Consider the following 16,764-nt stretch of genomic DNA (forward strand, 5'->3'; position numbering starts at 1 on the left):
GTCACGGGCGAGTGGAGCCGGCCGACGGGGCCGCAGCGGGCTCCTGGCCGTCGGCCTCCGGTGGCTCGGTGCCGACCCGGGGGGTGGGGCAGCCGGCAGGCCCGTATCCGATGCGCAGCAGCATCTGCGGGGCGCAGCGGCCGTGTTCCGGGCCGACCATCCGAGCACGCAGGTCCGGCCATTCCAGGGCCTGGTGGAGCACTGAGGCGCGCAGACCGTGCAGAGTGAGCAGGAGCAGGACGTGCTGCAGTGCCTGGCCGGCGCGCAGCCAGTCGGCCCGGCGGTCGTGCCGGGTGGTGAGCATGAGCAGCTGGGGGTCGGTCTCGAACGCGGCGCGTTCCCGGGGCAGTCCGTCGGTGGGGCCGGCGAAGGTGCGCAACGGCACCACGCCGGTGGAGTCCTGGGGGCCGAGTGCGTAGAGGGGGATGCCGACGTGGGTACCGGGGGCGGCGATGGCGGCCAGGTTCTCGGCATGCCTTCCGGGGTGGTGGATGTTCCGCTGCTCGGCCTGTGCGGTGAGGTCGAGCAGGGCGCGGCGCTCGCAGGGGCCCGGCCGATACAGGTCGGCGCCGTCGAGTCGGGTGGCTTCGGCGAGTTCGGCGAGGACGGCGCGGGGTACCGGCTCGGCGGAGAACGGCAGGCGGCTGCTGCGTCGGCGCCAGATGGCCTCGTAGAGGTCGGGGCGGCGCAGCAGGGCCGCACGGGGTGGCCCGGCGAGACGCACGGTGGCCAACAGGTCGGGCCGCTCTGTCCGGGGCAACAGGCGGACGACGGGTTCCCGGCCGAGGTGGACAGCGGCGGCCTGGAGATTGCCGAGCGCGGCGCCGATCGAGATGTGCACAGCTCGGGTGTCCGGGTCGGTGAGCGCCGGGGCCCGTTGCGGTAAGGCGTGAACGAAGACGGTGCGGGTGGCGCAGTCGAGACGGAACCGCCACGGCTGGCAGTTGTGGAGGGAGGGCGCAGCGCCTGCTGCGGCGATGAGTGCCTGGCCGGACTCGTTGTCGAGGGGCGCGGACGTCACGAGGGAGGTGTCCTTCCTGCGGGGTGTGGGCCGGGGCGCAGAGGGAGACAGGGGTGTTCGGAGGGCGCCGGGTTCAGCTGGGCCGGGGGCCGTCGGTGCCGTGCCGGCGGGAGGCCCGTCCGGTCCACACGGGTTCCAGTTCCGCCCAGGAACGCTGCCAGGCGGTGTCGGCACGGTGGTCCAGTGACCGCAGGCGCAGGCCCAGGCCGCCGGCGATGAGGACGAGCAGGAGGCCCGTGGCGAGCACGCCGACGACGACGGCGTCGGAGACGAGGTCGGCGGTGCCGGCCGGGGCGGCGGTCAGGCGGCCGGTGTCGGCGACCCAGACGCCGACGGTGGAGCCCGCCTGGGCCTGTCGGCCGAGGCCCACGGTGCCGCTCTGCTGTTGCCCGGCGGGGTACGTCCAGGTGGCCGTGGCGTGGTAGCGGCTGGTCGCGGTGTCGATTCTGTCGGTCGTGGTGCTGGTCGAGGTGAGCAGGAGGGCGTCCAGGTGGTGCAGGCGGGTCGCCTTCGCAGCTGCGCGGTGCTCGGCCGAGTCGAAGTCGGTCCACGCGGCGGTAGCGCCGAGCACGAGGGCCAGGGTGGTGGCGAAGGCGGCGAGGAGTCCGGCTCGGCTGCGGGCCCGGTCCTCCGGCCGGGCGAGCTCGTTGGTCTCGGCGTCGAGTGCCCGGCGCAGGCGCTGGCGCCAGGGACGGACGGGACGGGGGCGGGGCTGGGGCGTGCGGGTCATGGTCGGACTGCCCTTCGGTGATGGGTGAGCGGCCGGGAACGGACATGGCCGGTCATCAGCGCTCTCCTCCGGAGTCTCCGGCTCGTTCGCGGGCGGGACGTCTGCTCGGCCCTTCGCTGAGAGAACTCTGTCGGTGACGATCCCCCCGGGCCCAGGGACCGAGGTGCCGAGGAGTGGGCCAGTGGTCCCTGTCCGCACCGGGCACCGGGCGGCGGGGAACCCCGGGACCAGTGGGACACGGGGAAGGGACCGGTGGCGCCGGGACCGGGGCCCGATGGTCCCTGGGGTGACCGCCGGCCGCGACCGCAGGATCGTCACCGTGAGCGACGGACGCACCGGTGTTCGTCTCCCCGGAACACATGGCAGAGGAGCACCAGATGTCCGCACACGGTCGCGGAAGACCACAGCAGGGCAAGCCGGTTGACGGCACCGGAGGAGCAGGCGGCGGGTTCGGGCTGCCCGCCGCGACCGCGCTGGTGGTCGGCAGCGTCATCGGCACCGGGGTGTTCGCCCTGCCGTCCGCGCTCGCGCCCTACGGGCCGATCGCGCTGGTGGCGTTCGTGCTGGTGACGATCGGCGCGCTGGCGTTGGCGATGGTATTCGGGCGGTTGTCGCAGCGGGTGCCGGGCAGCGGTGGACCGTACGTCTACGCCCGGGAGGCGTTCGGCGAGTTCGCCGGATTCCTGACCGCCTGGTCGTACTGGATCACCGCCTGGGCCGGGAACGCGGCCATCGCGGTCGCCTGGGTCGGCTACGTCGAGGTGTTCGTCAACAAGGGCCACCACACCTGGGGTTCGGTCGGGACAGCGTTGGCGGGCCTGTGGGTTCCGGCGATCGTCAACCTGACCGGGGTGCGCAACATCGGCACCTTCCAGGTGGTCACCACGGTGCTGAAGTTCCTGCCGCTGGCGTTCATGGCCACCGCCGGCCTGCTCTTCGTCAAGGCGGGGAACTTCGGCGCCTTCAACGCGAGCGGCGGCTCGGCGCTGGGCGCCGTGTCGGCGGCCGGCGCGATCGCGCTGTTCAGCTACATCGGGCTGGAGACCGCCTCGGTGGCTGCCGGCCGGGTCCGGGAGCCGAAGCGCAACGTCCCGCGGGCGACCGTGTACGGCACGCTGGCCTGCGCGGCGATCTACCTGCTCGGCACCCTGGCGGTCTTCGGCACCGTCCCGCACGCCCAACTCGGCTCCTCCGTCGCGCCGTTCACCGACGCCATGAACAACATCGCGGGCGGCCACTGGGCCGGCAACCTGGTCGCGGTCGCGGCGATCATCTCCGGCCTCGGCGCACTGAACGGCTGGACCCTGATCTGCGCCGAGATGCCGATGGCGGCGGCCCGGGACGGGCTCTTCCCCGCCGCCTTCACCGGCACCCGGGGCCGGAGCGAGGTACCCGCATTCGGCATCGTCTCGGCCACCGTCCTGGCCTCGGTCCTCACCGTCGTCAGCTACACCAGCTTCACCAAGGTCTTCACCGAGATCGTCCTGCTGAGCGTGCTCACCGCCGTCGTCCCGTACCTGGTCTCGGCGGCGGCCCAGCTGTACTGGCTGGTGGTGCGCGGCCGTCAGGAGCTGGATCGGCGGCGCTTCGTCCGCGACGTCACCGTCGCGCTGCTCGCCCTCGCCTTCTCGTACTGGTCGATCCAGGGCAGCGGCTACCAGACCGTCTACTACGGCCTGTTCACCATCCTGCTCGGCATCCCCGTCTACATCTGGCTGAAGCGCCCGCGCGCCGCGGCCTCGACCGGACCCGCCGGGACCGAGCCCGCAGTCCCCGCCGCGGCGCCTCTGCCGAAGGCGGCCGGCCCCGCCCGCCCGGTGGGCCTGCCGGCCATCCTGCGCCGCGCACTGACCACGCGTCACCAGCACTGAACCCCCGAGGAGCCCCCCATGTCCACCCTTCGTGTCGAATCCGAGGCCGGCCGCCTGCGCCAGGTGATCGTGCACCGCCCGGGTCTGGAGCTGTCCCGGCTCACCCCGCGCAACGTCGACGACCTGCTCTTCGACGACATCCTGTGGGCCAAGCGGGCCCGCGAGGAGCACGACGCCTTCGCCCAGGTGCTGCGCGACCACGGTGTCCGCGTCCACCACTACGCCGACCTGCTCGCCGATACCCTCGACCTGGCACCGGCCCGGTCCTGGCTGCTCGGCCAGGTCCTCACCCCCGCCACCGTCGGCCCCGCCCTGGTGGAGCCGCTCCACGAGCTGTGCCTGCAACTCGACGGCCACACCCTGGCCGAGTACCTGATCGGCGGCGTCCTCAAGACCGACCTGCCGTTGCACGACCCGCACAGCCTGGCCTGGCACACGCTCGGCGAGCAGGACTTCGCGCTGCCGCCCCTGCCCAACCACCTCTTCCCCCGCGACAACTCCTGCTGGATCGGCGGACGTTACAGCCTCAACCCGATGGCCAGGCCCGCCCGCCGCCGGGAGACCCTGCACACCGCGGCGATCTACCGCTTCCACCCGCTGTTCACCGAGACGGCGCCCCCGCTGCTCGACGGCACCACCACGGCCCCCGGCCTGAGCCTGGAGGGCGGCGACGTGCACGTCCTCGCCCCCGGTGTGGTCATGGTCGGAATGGGGGAGCGCACCACCGCCCAGGCCGTCGAAGCCCTCGCCCAGCAGCTGTTCCTGACCAACACCGCGCACCGGCTGATCGCGGTTCGGCTTCCCGAGAGCCGCGCGTTCATGCACCTGGACACCGTCATGACGATGATCGACCGCGACACCTTCGCCGTCCATCCCGGCCTGGCCGACCGGCTGCGCTCCTGGACCCTCACCCCCGCCCCCGAGCGCCCCGCCGGCTTCGACGTCACCCCCGACACCGACCTCGCCGCCTCCCTCGCCGAGGCGCTCGCCCTGGACAAGGTCCGCCTCCTGTCCGCCGATCAGGACGCACGGGCCGCCGAACGCGAGCAGTGGGACGACGGCAGCAACTTCCTCACCCTGGAACCGGGCGTGGTCGTCGGCTACGAGCGCAACACCACCACCAACACCCACCTGCGCAAGCAGGGCATCGAGATCGTCACCATCGCCGGCTCCGAGCTCGGCCGCGGCCGCGGCGGCCCGCGCTGCATGAGCTGCCCCATCCAGCGCGACCCCGCCGACTAGCCACCCCACCAGGAGGAACACTGCCATGACCGCCACCCTGCACGGCCGCCACTACCTGCGCGAACTCGACTTCACCACTGCCGAGATCCACCACCTGCTCGACCTCGCCGCCGACCTCAAGGCCGCCCGAGCCGCCGGCACCGAGCGCCAGCACCTCACCGGCAGGCGCCTCGCGCTGATCTTCGAGAAGAACTCCACCCGCACCCGCTGCGCCTTCGAGGTCGCCGCCGCCGACCAGGGCGCCACCACCACCTACCTCGGCCCCGACAGCTCCCACATCGGCCACAAGGAGTCGGTGGCCGACACCGCCCGGGTGCTCGGGCGGATGTACGACGGCATCGAGTACCGCGGCTTCGCCCAGGACACCGTCACCGAACTCGCCGCCCACGCCGGCGTGCCCGTCTACAACGGCCTGACCGACGAGTGCCACCCCACCCAGAGCCTGTGCGACGTGTTCACCATGCGAGAGCACAGCCGCAAGCCGCTGGAGCAGATCTCCTTCTGCTACCTGGGCGACGCCCGCAACAACACCGCCAACTCCCTCATGGTGATGGGAAGCCTGCTCGGCATGGACGTGCGGATCGCCGCCCCGCGCGAGCTGTGGCCCGACCCGCTGCTGGTCTCCGAGTGCCTGCTGCTCGGGCAGGAGAGCGGCGCCCGCTTCACCCTCACCGACCAGGTCGAGGACGCCGTGCGCGGCGCGGACTACCTCTACACCGACGTCTGGGTCTCGATGGGCGAGGACCACGACCGGTGGAAGGAGCGCATCGACCTGCTGCTCCCGTACCAGATCAACGCCGGGACCATGGCCGCCACCGGCAACCCGGACACCGCCCTCGTGCACTGCCTGCCGGCCCTGCACGACCGGAGCACCGACCTCGGCGCCGACCTCGCCGCCGAACACGGCCTGGACGGCCTGGAGGTCACCGACGAGGTCTTCGAGTCGCCCGCCTCCCTGGTCTTCACCCAGGCCGAGAACCGCATGCACACCATCAAGGCGATCCTCGTCGCCACCCTCGGGAGGGACTGACCATGCGCATCGTCGCCGCCCTCGGCGGAAACGCCCTCCTCCAGCGGGGCGAACACCCCGACGCCGCCGTCCAGCAGCGCCATGTCCACGACGCCGCCCGATCACTGGCCGAACTCGTCCTCGCCGGACACGAACTCGTGATCACCCACGGCAACGGCCCGCAGATCGGCCTGCTCGCCGTCGAGAGCGAGAGCGACCCGGCCCTGACCGCCCCCTACCCGCTGGATGTCCTCGGCGCGCAGACCCAGGGCATGATCGGCACCCTGCTCGCCCGCGAACTCACCGGCCGCCTGCCCGGCCGCGCCGTCACCGCCCTGGTCACCCACACCGAGGTCGACCCCCACGACCCCGCCTTCCACCACCCCGACAAGTTCATCGGCGGCCGACTCACCGACCACCAGGCCAGGATGATGGAGCTCGACCGCGGCTGGACCACCGGCCGCGACGGCGACCACCTGCGCCGCACGGTCCCCTCGCCCCTGCCGAAGGCGATCACCGAGGTCCCCGCCATCCGCGCCCTGCTGGCGACCGGAGCCGTCGTGATCGCCGCCGGCGGCGGCGGCATCCCGGTCGTCCACAACCCGGACACCGGCCAGGTACGGGGCGTGGAGGCCGTGGTCGACAAGGACCGCACCGCCGCCCTGCTCGCCGAACAGCTCGACGCCGACGCCCTGCTGATGCTCACCGACGTCACCCACGTGTTCACCCGCTTCGGCGCCGCCCACCCCGGGCCGCTGGTCACCGCCACCCCCGAGCAGCTGCTCGAACTCGACCTGCCGGCCGGCTCGATGCGCCCCAAGGTCGAGGCCGTCGCCGCCTTCGCCGAGCACACCGGAAACCTCGCCGCCATCGGCCCGCTGGACGACGCCCTCGGCGCACTCCTCGGCACCACCGGCACCACCGTCCGCGCACTGCCCGAACCGGGTGACCGAGGACCTGCGGCTCTGACGGCGGGACCTTCGGCCCACGGCCCGGCCTCACCGCACCCGGCAGCCTGAACCCACCAGGAAAGGGAACTGAGATGAACCGTCTGCAGACCGGGTCCGCCACCGAGATCCTGGTGGAGACCCGCGGCGAGGTCACCCTGGCCGCGCCCGACTACGCCCGGACGAAGATGCTCGCCGTGCTCGGGCGGCTCGACGAGCCGGTCCTCGCCGCCAGGGTGAAACTCACCCAGGAGCCCAACCACGCGATGGCCAGGCCCTCGCTCGCCCAGGCCGTCGTCGACCTGAACGGCAGGCCGGTGCGCGCCCACGTGGCCGCCGCCACCATGCAGGAGGCCCTCGACCTCCTCCAGGACCGCCTGAACACCCGGATCGCCCGTGTCCGCGACCACCGGGAGCACCACCGCCACCACGCGACCGCGCCGGTCGGCCCGCCGGACGGCGCCCGGCACGAGCACCGCCCGCAGCTCCACGCCCGCACCGGGCAGGAGCGGCGGATCGTGCGGCACAAGTCCTACAGCCTGGCCCGGCAGACGCCCTGGGAGGCAGTGCTCGAACTGGAAGCCATGGACTACGACTTCCACCTGTTCACCGACGCGGCGAGCGGCCGCGACAGCGTGGTCCACCGCGACCCGGCCGACGAACGCTACAGGCTGGCCACCACCGACCCCCAGGCCGAACCGGTGCCCGGCCTGACGGTGAGCACGCTCGCCGTGCCGCAGCTCGCCGTGGCCGCCGCGGTCGCGCGCCTGGACCTGAGCGGCCTGCCGTTCGTGTTCTTCACCGACGCCGCCACCGGCCGCGGCAACGTGCTGTACCACCGCTACGACGGCCACTACGGCCTCATCACTCCCGTGCTCTAGGGGGCACGGGTCAGGCCCGGCGGCCGTGGGCGTCCGGCCGGGCACGAAATGCGGAGCCGGGGACGGTGCGGGGCCGTCCCCGGCTTTCGCGTACCCACTGCACGACCGGGTCGGTGAACTTGCCCGGTGGTCCGGCCTCGTAGGCCGGCGCGCTGATTTCGCCGCGTCTCGGTGGCGCAGCTCCGGTCTCCCCGAAGGAGCAGCGCCGCTGCTGCCTCGGCCGGGGCAGGCCCGTGTTCGTCGGGGGGCCGGCGCGGATCGCGCGGGGACGGATCACCGTCGGGTGCCGGGGCCGGCGAACCACGTCGGACGACCGGTACAGGCCAGGGCACGCGAAGAGGGTGGTGGACGCCCGGGCCTGCCGGGGTCCACCACCCTCGATGCGGTGGGCGGTCAGTCGTGCGGGACGACGGCGACCGGTGGCTGCGCGTGGTGGAGTACGGCGTGGGCGACCGGCCCGAGCCGCATGCCGGGGTGGTGGTGCGGGCGGCGTCGGCGGCCCACCACGAGGAGGTCCGCATCGCGGCCCGTCACGCCCCGCCCGCGGCACGCAGGAAGTTCGGCTGGGCCGCAAGTCCCTCTTCCGGCCGCTGGGCCATGACCCGGTCGGCCCTGTGTTCAGGCGGGTGCGCGGCGTGACGATGGGTACGGCCCGCCGTCGGCGGCCAGCGAAGTCGACCGATTCCCGAGGAGACCGCCGCCATGACCGTGACCGCCTCAACGCCCGCAGAGCCCACCGAGGCCGAGCTGCGGGCGCTCGACGCCCACTGGCGGGCCGCCAACTACCTCGCGGCCGGTCAGATCTACCTGATGGCCAACCCGCTGCTGCACGAGCCGCTGCGCCCTGAGCACATCAAGCCCCGGCTGCTGGGCCACTGGGGGACCTCGCCGGGCCTGAACCTCGTGTACACCCACCTCAACCGGGTGGTCTCCGGGCGCGACCTGGACGCCATCTGCGTCTGGGGCCCCGGCCACGGCGGCCCGGCCGTGCTGGCCGGCTCCTGGCTGGACGGCAGCTACACCGACACCTACCCGTCCGTCACCCGGGACACCGAGGGCATGGCGAAGCTCTTCCGGCAGTTCTCCTTCCCCGGCGGCGTGCCCAGCCACGTCGCCCCCGAGACCCCCGGCTCCATCCACGAGGGCGGCGAACTCGGATACGCCCTCTCGCACGCCTACGGCGCCGCCTTCGACAACCCCGCCCTGCTGGTCGCCTGCGTGATCGGCGACGGCGAGGCGGAGACCGGCCCGCTCGCCGCCTCCTGGCACAGCGACAAGTTCCTGGACCCGGTGCACGACGGGGCGGTGCTGCCGATCCTGCACCTGAACGGCTACAAGATCGCCAACCCGACGGTGCTCTCCCGCCTGCCCGAGGCGGAGCCGGACGCCCTGCTGCGCGGCTACGGCCACGACCCGCTGTACGTCACCGGCGCGGACCCGATGGCCGTGCACCGCGCGATGGCCACAGCCATGGACACCGCCCTCGACAGGATCGCCACCATCCAAAACGAGGCCCGCACCGACGGCTCCACCCGGCGCCCGCACTGGCCGATGATCGCCCTGCGCACCCCCAAGGGCTGGACCGGCCCGCACGAGGTGGACGGCGTGCCGGTCGAGGGCACCTGGCGCGCCCACCAGGTCCCGCTCGACCAGGTCCGCACCAACCCCGCCCACCTCGCCCAGCTGGAAGCCTGGCTGCGCTCCTACCGCCCGGAGGAGCTGTTCGACGAGCACGGCAGGCCCACCGAACAGGTCCTCGCCTGCCTGCCCGAGGGCCTCCGCCGTCTCGGCGCCAACCCGCACACCAACGGCGGCCTGCTGCTGCGCGACCTGCCCCTGCCCGCCCTGGAGCGCTACGCCGTCCCGGTCGACAAGCCCGGAGCCACCCTCCACGAACCCACCCGTGTCCTCGGCGACCTGCTCGAACAGGTGATGGCCGACACCGCAGAGCGCCGCGACTTCCGGATCGTCGGACCTGACGAGACCGCCTCCAACCGGCTCCAGGCCGTCTACGCCGCCACCGGCAAGGCCTGGCAGGCCGACACCCTGCCCACCGACGAACACCTGGCCCGCGACGGCCGCGTCATGGAGATCCTCTCCGAACACACCTGCCAGGGCTGGCTGGAGGGCTACCTCCTCACCGGCCGCCACGGCCTGTTCTCCTGCTACGAGGCGTTCGTCCACATCGTCGACTCGATGGTCAACCAGCACATCAAGTGGCTGCGCACCACCCGCACGATCCCCTGGCGCGCCCCGATCGCCTCCCTCAACTACCTGCTCACCTCCCACGTCTGGCGCCAGGACCACAACGGCTTCTCGCACCAGGACCCCGGCTTCGTCGACCACGTCCTCAGCAAGAGCCCCGAAGCGGTGCGCGTCTACTTCCCGCCGGACGCCAACACCCTGCTCGCCACCGCCGACCACGTACTGCGCAGCCGCGACTACGTCAACGTCGTCGTCGCCGGCAAGCAGCCCTGCTTCGACTGGCTGAGCCTGGAGGAGGCCCGCGCCCACTGCGCCCGCGGCGCCGGCATCTGGGAGTGGGCCGGCACCGACGACGCCGGCGGCGAGCCGGACGTGGTGCTCGCCTGCGCCGGCGACGTGCCGACCCAGGAGGTCATCGCCGCCGCGCAGCTGCTGCGCCGCCACCTGCCGGACCTGCGGGTGCGCGTGGTGAACGTGGTCGACCTGGCCCGGCTGATGCCCGCCGAGGAGCACCCGCACGGCATGCCCGACACCGAGTTCGACGCCCTGTTCACCCGCGACAAGCCGGTGATCTTCGCCTACCACGGCTACCCCTGGCTGATCCACCGCCTCGCCTACCGCCGCACCGTCCACCCGCACCTGCACGTACGCGGCTACAAGGAGTCCGGCACCACCACCACACCCTTCGACATGGTCGTCCGCAACGACCTCGACCGCTACCGCCTGGTCATGGACGTCATCGACCGCGTCCCCGGCCTCGCCGTCCGAGCCGCCGGCGTCCGCCAGCAGATGGCCGACCAGCGCAGCCGGCACCACGACTGGATCCGCGAACACGGCACCGACCTGCCCGAGGTCACCGACTGGCAGCCGGGCAGCTGACCCGGACCCGAAGGCGCCCCACCTGAAGGAGACGATCACCATGGACCTGCCCGTCACCGTCGGCGTCGACGGCTCCCAGGCCAGCCTGGCGGCCGCCGACTGGGCCGCACGCGAGGCACTCCTGCGCGGCCGCCCACTGCGCGTCCTGCACGCCCTGCCCCTGATGCCGCACCTCCTCCCCAGCTGGAGCCGGCAGACCCGGCCCGCCGGTGACCTGCTCCACGAGGTCCGGCACGTCCTCGCGGTGCGCCACCCGCAGCTGCTGGTCCGCACCGACGAGGTCCACGACGCCGTCACCACGGCGCTGGTCGCCGCAGGCGAGGACGCCGAGCTGCTGGTCCTCGGGGCACGCGGCGGCGGCGGATTCCCGGAGCTCCGCGTCGGCTCCACCGCGCTGCACATCGCCGCCCGGGCCGCCAGCCCCACCGTGCTGCTCCCGGCCGACGGGCCGGGCGCGCATCCGCGCGAGCAGGTGGTGGTGGGGCTGGACGCCCGCCGCCCCGCCGAGGCAGCGCTGCTCTTCGCCTTCCTGGCCGCCCGGAGTTACGGCCTGCCGCTGCGGGTCGTGCATGCCGAGGCGGGTTCGGCGGGGGCGGGCGAGGCCCGCACCGGCGAGGCAGAGCTGCTCGCCCGGGTCCTGGAGCCCTGGAAGGCGGCCCATCCCGAGGTCGAGGTGGTCGCGGACACCGAGGGCGCCGCACCGGGCCGGGCGCTGGTGGAGGCGTCCGCCAAGGCCCGGTTGCTGGTGCTCGGGCGCCGCCCGGCGGAGCGGGTCGGCCTGCTCGGCCCGGTGGCCCACGCCGTCCTGCACCACGCCGACTGCCCGGTGGCGGTCGTCCCCGAGGGGGTCGTACTGGCAGGCGCCGAGGTCGTGTGACCGAAACGTCTGCCAGGAGTCCCTGGGCGACGGCCGTGCGGTCACCCGCGCGGTGCGGGTGACCGCACGGGCATGCCCGACCGGCGTACGTCGTCCTGTGTACGGACACCGCCGGGGGATGGGTACAGCGACCCGGCGGACCGGAGGGCTTCCGTGCATGATCACCTTCCGTCGTGGCAGGCCCGTCATCGCAGCAGCCGCCTCACCCCGCCGCCTCGGCCATCACTTTGGCCTCAGCCCGGTGGCGTCGGCCAGGGGGGCAGAGACCGACCGGTCCGCCGTACAGGGCCGTTCGGCCCCGTGCGCGCGTGGAGCATCCGCGCCAGGGTGGGAGCGGCAGGCAGGTTCGCGGCGGGCCGGTGCGGGAACCATGGAGCCGCGCTCACCACGGGAGGTGGAGCATGTCCGCTGACGGTACGGCGGTGATCGAGCTCAGATCGCTCACCAAGAGGTACGGCCGCAGTGTCGGCGTCGACGGCCTGGACCTCGACGTCGGCGGAGGCGAGGTCTTCGGACTGCTCGGACCGAACGGAGCGGGGAAGACCACGACCCTGCGCTGCCTGGTGGGGCTGCTCCGGCCGAGTGCGGGCGCGGTCCGGGTCCTCGGCCTGGACCCGGTCGCGGACCACCGGCGGGTGGCGCCGTCGATCGGCTACCTCCCGGGAGAGCTGCGGCTCTACCCCGAGCTCACCGGACGGCAGACGCTCGACCTGCTGGCGGATCTCCAGGGAGCGCCCGCGTCCAGGCAGGCCGAACTCTGCGCCCGGCTGCGCCTGTCCCGCGCGGACCTGGACAAGCGGGTCGCCGCGTACTCGCGGGGCACGAAGCAGAAGCTGGGGCTGGTCCAGGCCCTGCAGCACCGGCCGTCCCTCAGCGTGCTGGACGAACCCACGGAGGGACTGGACCCGCTGGTCCAGGAGGTCTTCTTCGAGCTCCTCGCCGAGGAGAAGGAGGCCGGCCGCACCGTGCTCCTCTCCAGCCATGTCCTGCCCGAGGTGCAGCGTGCCTGCGGACGGGTGGCGATCATCCGCGGCGGGCGGCTGGTGGCGGTCCAGTCGGTCTCCGCCCTGCGCCGGGCCCGGGCCCGGCGGATCCGGCTGGTGCTGGCGGACGGGCGGGGCGAGCGGTCGCTCGGTGCGGCCGAACGGTGGTCGCCGCACTGGGAGGGCGACCGGGTGGAACTCCTGGTACCGCCGGACGAAGTGGTGCCCGCGGTCCGCGAACTGCTCGCGACCCTGCCGGTCGGTGACCTCACCGTGGAGGAGGCGGGCCTGGACGAGGCCTTCCTCGACCTCTACCGGACCGGCGGGGAGACGTCGACCGAGCCCGGCGCCGGACCGGAGGCGAGGTCATGAGCAGTGGCGCCGTCGGCCGACGGTTCCCGCTGTTCGGGCTCGCGCTGCAGCGCCGGCGCCGGATGCTGCTGGGCCTGGTGCTCGGCATGATCGTCTTCGAGGCCCTGATCGTCGTGATCACCGGGGCCGTCCCGCCCACCGACCTGTTCGGCGCCGGGCGGACCCCACCGGATGCCTTCAAGGCGTTCAGCGGCTCCAACGGCGACGTCTCCATCGCCAGCTACGCCGGACTGCTCGGCGCCGGACTCACCCACCCCTTCTGGATCGCGCTCCAGCTGACCGCCATCGGCTCGCTGGGGGCGGCCGCCGTCGCCGCCGACGTGGAGTCCGGCACCATCGAGCTGCTGATGACCCGCCCGGTCTCCCGCCGACGCCTGCTGGCGGAGCGGACCGCCGCCCTTGCCGCCGTGTCCGTCCTGCTGAACGCCGCGGCCACCGCGACGCTCGCGCTCGGCGTCGCCCTCTCGCCGGACCTGCGGGCCGCCGTCCCGGTCGGTGGGGTGCTCGCCGCCGGGCTGCTGGGGTGCGGCTTCACGCTCTGCCTGACCGGGCCCGTGCTGGCGGTCTCGGCCGCGGGTCGGCGCCGGGCGTCCGTGGTGGGGGCCACCGTGGTCCTCGGTGCGGTGGGCTTCGCGCTCAACTTCGTGGCCCTCGCCTGGGAACCGGCCGCGCCACTGCGGTACCTGAGCCCCTTCCACTACTACACGCCCGGCGACGCGCTCGCCCATGGTGCCGTGCCCTGGGACTCCCTCGCCGTCCTCTCCGCCGTGGGCCTGACCGGGCTGGCGGCCGCGTTCGTCCTGCTGGAGCGCCGGGACCTCGCGGCCTGAGCGGGCGGCCGGTGTCCGAGCCCGTCATCGGGCCCGGACACCGGCCGGTGTCGGGCCGTGACCGGGGGGCTCGTTGGCGGCGGCATCGGTCCGGCCCGCGCGCAGCAGTTGCTGTCCGAGGTCGAGCAGGGCCCGGGCGGCCGCGTACTCGTCGCCGATCTCCGGGACCGGGGTGTCATGGGGGTTGCGGTGGGACTCGGTACGGCTGTCGAGGGTGTTGTCGCCGGTGTCGAGGACGGCGTGGACCTTCGTCACGTCGCCCTCCTCGAAGAGGTCGAGCCGCAAGGTCCAGCGCTTGGTGCGCATCGGCGTCGTGGTGTGGGTGCTCATCACCGTTCTGTCCTTCCGGGTACGGGGTTCTCAGGAGGGTGCCGGACGGCCGGACGGCGTGCGGAGGCCGGCGACCCGGGCCTGCCGGACGGGACGCGCCCGGCAGGCCGTGGCTTCACGGTGGCGCCGGGCCTCCTCCGGGCGTCCGCGAGGGGGCACTAGAGGAGGGCGGCGCCCCAGGCGCGGGCACGGTCCAGCTCGCCCGTGCGGAGCGGGCCGTCGATGCCTTCGACGACGAAGCCCTCGGGCTCGGCGACGACGTCGTAGTGGTGGTGCTCGAGACGGCGGGCGATGCCGGGTGCGGCGCCTCCGCTGCTCGCGGCGGCGCCCCGGGTGTCGAAGGCGGCCGCGTGGGTGCCGTGCTCGGTGTCGGACAGGTGGCGGAACCACGTGCGCAGGCCCTCGCCGCCGGCGGTCTCGCGGGCCTCCCGGGCGGCCTCCTCGTGGCCCTCCCGCTTCGCCTCGGCCGACGCGGCCATCCGGCGGCTCATCCCGGAGGACATCCCGTGCATGTGGGTGGGGCCGCCGACCACCAGCAGGTCCGCGGAGCGGGTGAGTCCGGCATCGGCATCGGCCACCGGCAGGCAGTCGACGGCCGCGGTGGGGTCGGCCCGGTGGATGCCGTCGGCGATGGCCTCGGCGATCTCCCGGGTGTTGCCGTACATGCTCTCGTACACGATCACGGTGTGCATGGCTGTCACCTCTCGTCGGTTCTCACCGGTCGTCATCACCAGGCTGGCCCGGCGGCGGGTGCCCGGGCGTGGGCCGTTCGGTCCGGGTCCCCGGCCGAACGGCCCGCGGACGACGGTGTGCTCATTCGTGCGGGACGACGGCCACGGGACAGCCGATGTGGTGGACGGCGGCGTGCGCGACCGGGCCGAGGTGCGTGCCGAGCGGTCGGTGTCGCACGTGCCGGCCCACGACGACCAGGTCGGCCGTCTCCGAGGCGTCGACCAGGGCGGCGGCGGGCGAGGCCTTCACCAGGCGAGCTGCGGCGTCGACGTCCGGGCACCGGCTCCGCCAGTCGGCCAGGAGGGCGTCCAGGCGGTCCCGGTCGACGGCCGACAGGTCACGCGCAGTGCCGTCGGCCGCGGTGGGCGAGAGGTACTCGCTGCCGACCGGTGGCTCCCAGCCGTGGACGATCCGCAACGGCGCCGCGCGCAGGCCGGCGACCTCGAACGCGAAGGCGAGGAGGTCGTCGCACGGGTGGTTCAGGTCGACGCCCACCACGATGTCCCCGGCCGCGCCGCCCGGGGACGGGGGCGTGTCGGCGCGCACCAGGACGACGGGGCATGCTGCCCGGCGCAGCAGCTGGTGGCTCACCGAACCGACCAGGAAACCGCGCACGATGCCCAGACCCCGGGAACCGAGCACCAGCAGGGTGGCGGAGCGGCCGGCGGCTTCCAAAGCCTCGACCGGGTCCTTCGGCACGTGTGCCGAGGTCACGTCGGTCCCGGTGAGTGCCGCTCGCAGCTCCGCCTCCCGGGCGGCCAGCCGCTGGCGGCTCCAGCTGATCGCCTCGTCGGTGCCGAGCACGTCGGTCTTCGGCCAGGGCCAGGCCTGGAGCAGTTCCAGCGGCAGTCCGCGGCGCTGCGCCTCGCGGGCCGCCCAGTCGGTGGCGGCGAGGCTTTCGGGTGAGCCGTCGAACCCGACGACGACGGGTCCGTTCACAGGAGCCTCCCTGGGGATGCGCGGTGGTCGGTGCCCTTCTCGGACGGGCCGGGGACGGTGACGACCGGGCAGTCGGCGCGGTGGAGGAGTCCGTGCGGGACCGACCCGAGCCGCATGCCGGTGAATCCGCCGCCGCCCCGCCGTCCGACCACGACGGCGAGCGCGTGTTCGGCCGCTCGCGCCAGGTCCTCGACGGGGTGGCCGTGCAGGACCTCGTGGGTGAGGCGGACTCCGGCGTGCAGTGCCTGCGGGCGCGCGGTGGCGCCGATCAGCAGCTCCCGCAGGTGTGCCTCGGCGGTGTGCGGGTCGAACGGGCCGAGCAGTCCGCGGCGGCGGACCAGCACGGCGCGCACGTCCGCGCCCCGGCGCGCGGCGAGGTCGAGGGCGAAGCGGACGGCGGCCTCCGAGGCGGGGCTGCCGTCCACGCCGACCACGACGTACGGCGGCGCCTGGGTGATGTGCTCGGGCCCGGGCACCACGGCCACCGGGCAGTGGGCCTGGGCGCTCACGGGCACGGTCACCGAGGAGAGGCTCAGGACCTCCTCGATCCGGTTCAGACGCCGAGTTCCGAGGACCACCAGGGTGGCCTGTGCCGACTCCCGGCAGAGGGCGGGCGCGGGTACGTCCTCGGTGACCGCCGTGGTGATCGTCAGGTCCGGGTGCCGCGCGCGGGCCTCGGCAGCCGCCCGGGTCAGAGCCTGGTCGGCGCGCTCGCGCAGTGCCTTGTGGTACTGGCCTTCGTCGAACGGGCGGAACTCCCGGGCCACCGAGGGGAGGGCGTGGACCAGCCGGAGCTGCAGGCCGCGACGGTCGGCCTCGTCGGCCGCCCAGGCTGTGGCCAGGGGCCCGGGTTCGGTGTCGACGCCGAGGACGATCGGACCGTTGCCGCGGTCCGGGCTGGTGGCGGTCATGGTTT

General features: G+C 73.8%; 15 protein-coding genes and 1 pseudogene. 9 read left to right on the forward strand and 7 right to left on the reverse strand.

Features of this window, described 5'->3' with window-relative positions; all coding sequences use genetic code 11:
• Position 1: 1 nt before the first annotated feature.
• A complete protein-coding gene (locus tag OG715_RS38755; protein WP_266272544.1) occupies positions 2–1,021 on the reverse strand; it encodes an Acg family FMN-binding oxidoreductase in 1,020 nt (339 codons plus the stop codon).
• A gap of 73 nt (positions 1,022–1,094) precedes the next feature.
• Positions 1,095–1,751 (reverse strand): Rv1733c family protein, encoded by a 657-nt coding sequence (locus tag OG715_RS38760; RefSeq protein WP_266272543.1) that lies wholly within the window; start codon positions 1,749–1,751, stop codon positions 1,095–1,097.
• A gap of 476 nt (positions 1,752–2,227) precedes the next feature.
• On the opposite strand from OG715_RS38760, the gene OG715_RS38765 reads away from it, so the two are divergent.
• The 5 genes from OG715_RS38765 to OG715_RS38785 are packed head-to-tail and all read left to right on the forward strand — an operon-like array spanning position 2,228 to position 7,701.
• The gene (locus OG715_RS38765; RefSeq protein ID WP_407661155.1) at positions 2,228–3,622 is read left to right on the forward strand and encodes an amino acid permease; all 1,395 of its coding nucleotides are present in this window, start codon (positions 2,228–2,230) and stop codon (positions 3,620–3,622) included.
• Between the two features lie 18 nt (positions 3,623–3,640).
• A complete protein-coding gene (locus OG715_RS38770) occupies positions 3,641–4,864 on the forward strand; it encodes an arginine deiminase (protein ID WP_266272541.1) in 1,224 nt (407 codons plus the stop codon).
• Between the two features lie 25 nt (positions 4,865–4,889).
• Positions 4,890–5,894 carry an ornithine carbamoyltransferase gene (gene argF / locus OG715_RS38775; RefSeq protein ID WP_266272539.1) on the forward strand — a complete coding sequence of 335 codons (1,005 nt, stop codon included), beginning with the start codon at positions 4,890–4,892 and terminating at the stop codon, positions 5,892–5,894.
• 2 nt (positions 5,895–5,896) lie between these two features.
• Positions 5,897–6,892, forward strand: coding sequence for a carbamate kinase (locus OG715_RS38780; protein ID WP_266272538.1), 996 nt, complete (start codon positions 5,897–5,899; stop codon positions 6,890–6,892).
• Positions 6,893–6,915: 23 nt separating this feature from the next.
• Positions 6,916–7,701: a ribosome hibernation promotion factor gene (locus OG715_RS38785; RefSeq protein WP_266272537.1), complete on the forward strand. Its 786-nt coding sequence runs from the start codon at positions 6,916–6,918 to the stop codon at positions 7,699–7,701.
• Between the two features lie 393 nt (positions 7,702–8,094).
• Here the strand turns inward: OG715_RS38785 and OG715_RS38790 are convergent.
• Positions 8,095–8,226, reverse strand: a pseudogene (locus tag OG715_RS38790) (universal stress protein); the annotation flags it as partial.
• 177 nt (positions 8,227–8,403) lie between these two features.
• On the opposite strand from OG715_RS38790, the gene OG715_RS38795 reads away from it, so the two are divergent.
• From OG715_RS38795 to OG715_RS38810, 4 genes are all read left to right on the forward strand, one after another.
• Positions 8,404–10,785, forward strand: a complete 2,382-nt coding sequence (locus OG715_RS38795) for a phosphoketolase family protein (protein WP_266272536.1) — start codon at positions 8,404–8,406, stop codon at positions 10,783–10,785.
• A 40-nt stretch (positions 10,786–10,825) separates the two neighbouring features.
• On the forward strand, positions 10,826–11,662 hold the full coding sequence (locus tag OG715_RS38800; protein ID WP_266272535.1) for a universal stress protein: 837 nt from the start codon (positions 10,826–10,828) through the stop codon (positions 11,660–11,662).
• 401 nt (positions 11,663–12,063) lie between these two features.
• Positions 12,064–13,017 carry an ABC transporter ATP-binding protein gene (locus OG715_RS38805; RefSeq protein ID WP_266272534.1) on the forward strand — a complete coding sequence of 318 codons (954 nt, stop codon included), beginning with the start codon at positions 12,064–12,066 and terminating at the stop codon, positions 13,015–13,017.
• The gene (locus tag OG715_RS38810) at positions 13,014–13,847 is read left to right on the forward strand and encodes an ABC transporter permease subunit (RefSeq protein WP_266272532.1); all 834 of its coding nucleotides are present in this window, start codon (positions 13,014–13,016) and stop codon (positions 13,845–13,847) included. Before OG715_RS38805 ends, OG715_RS38810 begins: the two co-directional genes overlap by 4 nt.
• Before the next feature lie 24 nt (positions 13,848–13,871).
• Here OG715_RS38810 and OG715_RS38815 read toward each other — a convergent pair whose 3' ends face one another.
• The 4 genes from OG715_RS38815 to OG715_RS38830 all read right to left on the reverse strand — a co-directional run bounded on the left by OG715_RS38815 (position 13,872) and on the right by OG715_RS38830 (position 16,759).
• Complete coding sequence (locus tag OG715_RS38815) at positions 13,872–14,177, reverse strand: dsRBD fold-containing protein (protein WP_266272530.1); 306 nt, start codon at positions 14,175–14,177, stop codon at positions 13,872–13,874.
• Between the two features lie 158 nt (positions 14,178–14,335).
• On the reverse strand, positions 14,336–14,869 hold the full coding sequence (locus OG715_RS38820) for a flavodoxin family protein (RefSeq protein WP_266272529.1): 534 nt from the start codon (positions 14,867–14,869) through the stop codon (positions 14,336–14,338).
• 121 nt (positions 14,870–14,990) lie between these two features.
• The gene (locus tag OG715_RS38825) at positions 14,991–15,848 is read right to left on the reverse strand and encodes a universal stress protein (protein ID WP_266272527.1); all 858 of its coding nucleotides are present in this window, start codon (positions 15,846–15,848) and stop codon (positions 14,991–14,993) included.
• Positions 15,845–16,759 carry a universal stress protein gene (locus OG715_RS38830; protein ID WP_266272525.1) on the reverse strand — a complete coding sequence of 305 codons (915 nt, stop codon included), beginning with the start codon at positions 16,757–16,759 and terminating at the stop codon, positions 15,845–15,847. The genes OG715_RS38825 and OG715_RS38830 overlap by 4 nt, the downstream gene beginning before the upstream one ends.
• Between the last annotated feature and the right edge of the window lie 5 nt (positions 16,760–16,764).

The sequence above is a fragment of the Kitasatospora purpeofusca genome, assembly GCF_036010405.1.
Taxonomy (GTDB): Bacteria; Actinomycetota; Actinomycetes; order Streptomycetales; family Streptomycetaceae; genus Kitasatospora; species Kitasatospora purpeofusca.

Coding starts and splice junctions, on each gene's coding strand:
- OG715_RS38760 (WP_266272543.1), bottom strand. CDS start 1,751: ATGACCCGCACGCCCCAGCCCCGCCCCCGTCCCGTCCGTCCCTGGCGC.
- OG715_RS38770 (WP_266272541.1), top strand. CDS start 3,641: ATGTCCACCCTTCGTGTCGAATCCGAGGCCGGCCGCCTGCGCCAGGTG.
- argF (WP_266272539.1), top strand. CDS start 4,890: ATGACCGCCACCCTGCACGGCCGCCACTACCTGCGCGAACTCGACTTC.
- OG715_RS38780 (WP_266272538.1), top strand. CDS start 5,897: ATGCGCATCGTCGCCGCCCTCGGCGGAAACGCCCTCCTCCAGCGGGGC.
- OG715_RS38785 (WP_266272537.1), top strand. CDS start 6,916: ATGAACCGTCTGCAGACCGGGTCCGCCACCGAGATCCTGGTGGAGACC.
- OG715_RS38795 (WP_266272536.1), top strand. CDS start 8,404: ATGACCGTGACCGCCTCAACGCCCGCAGAGCCCACCGAGGCCGAGCTG.
- OG715_RS38800 (WP_266272535.1), top strand. CDS start 10,826: ATGGACCTGCCCGTCACCGTCGGCGTCGACGGCTCCCAGGCCAGCCTG.
- OG715_RS38805 (WP_266272534.1), top strand. CDS start 12,064: ATGTCCGCTGACGGTACGGCGGTGATCGAGCTCAGATCGCTCACCAAG.
- OG715_RS38810 (WP_266272532.1), top strand. CDS start 13,014: ATGAGCAGTGGCGCCGTCGGCCGACGGTTCCCGCTGTTCGGGCTCGCG.
- OG715_RS38815 (WP_266272530.1), bottom strand. CDS start 14,177: ATGAGCACCCACACCACGACGCCGATGCGCACCAAGCGCTGGACCTTG.
- OG715_RS38820 (WP_266272529.1), bottom strand. CDS start 14,869: ATGCACACCGTGATCGTGTACGAGAGCATGTACGGCAACACCCGGGAG.
- OG715_RS38830 (WP_266272525.1), bottom strand. CDS start 16,759: ATGACCGCCACCAGCCCGGACCGCGGCAACGGTCCGATCGTCCTCGGC.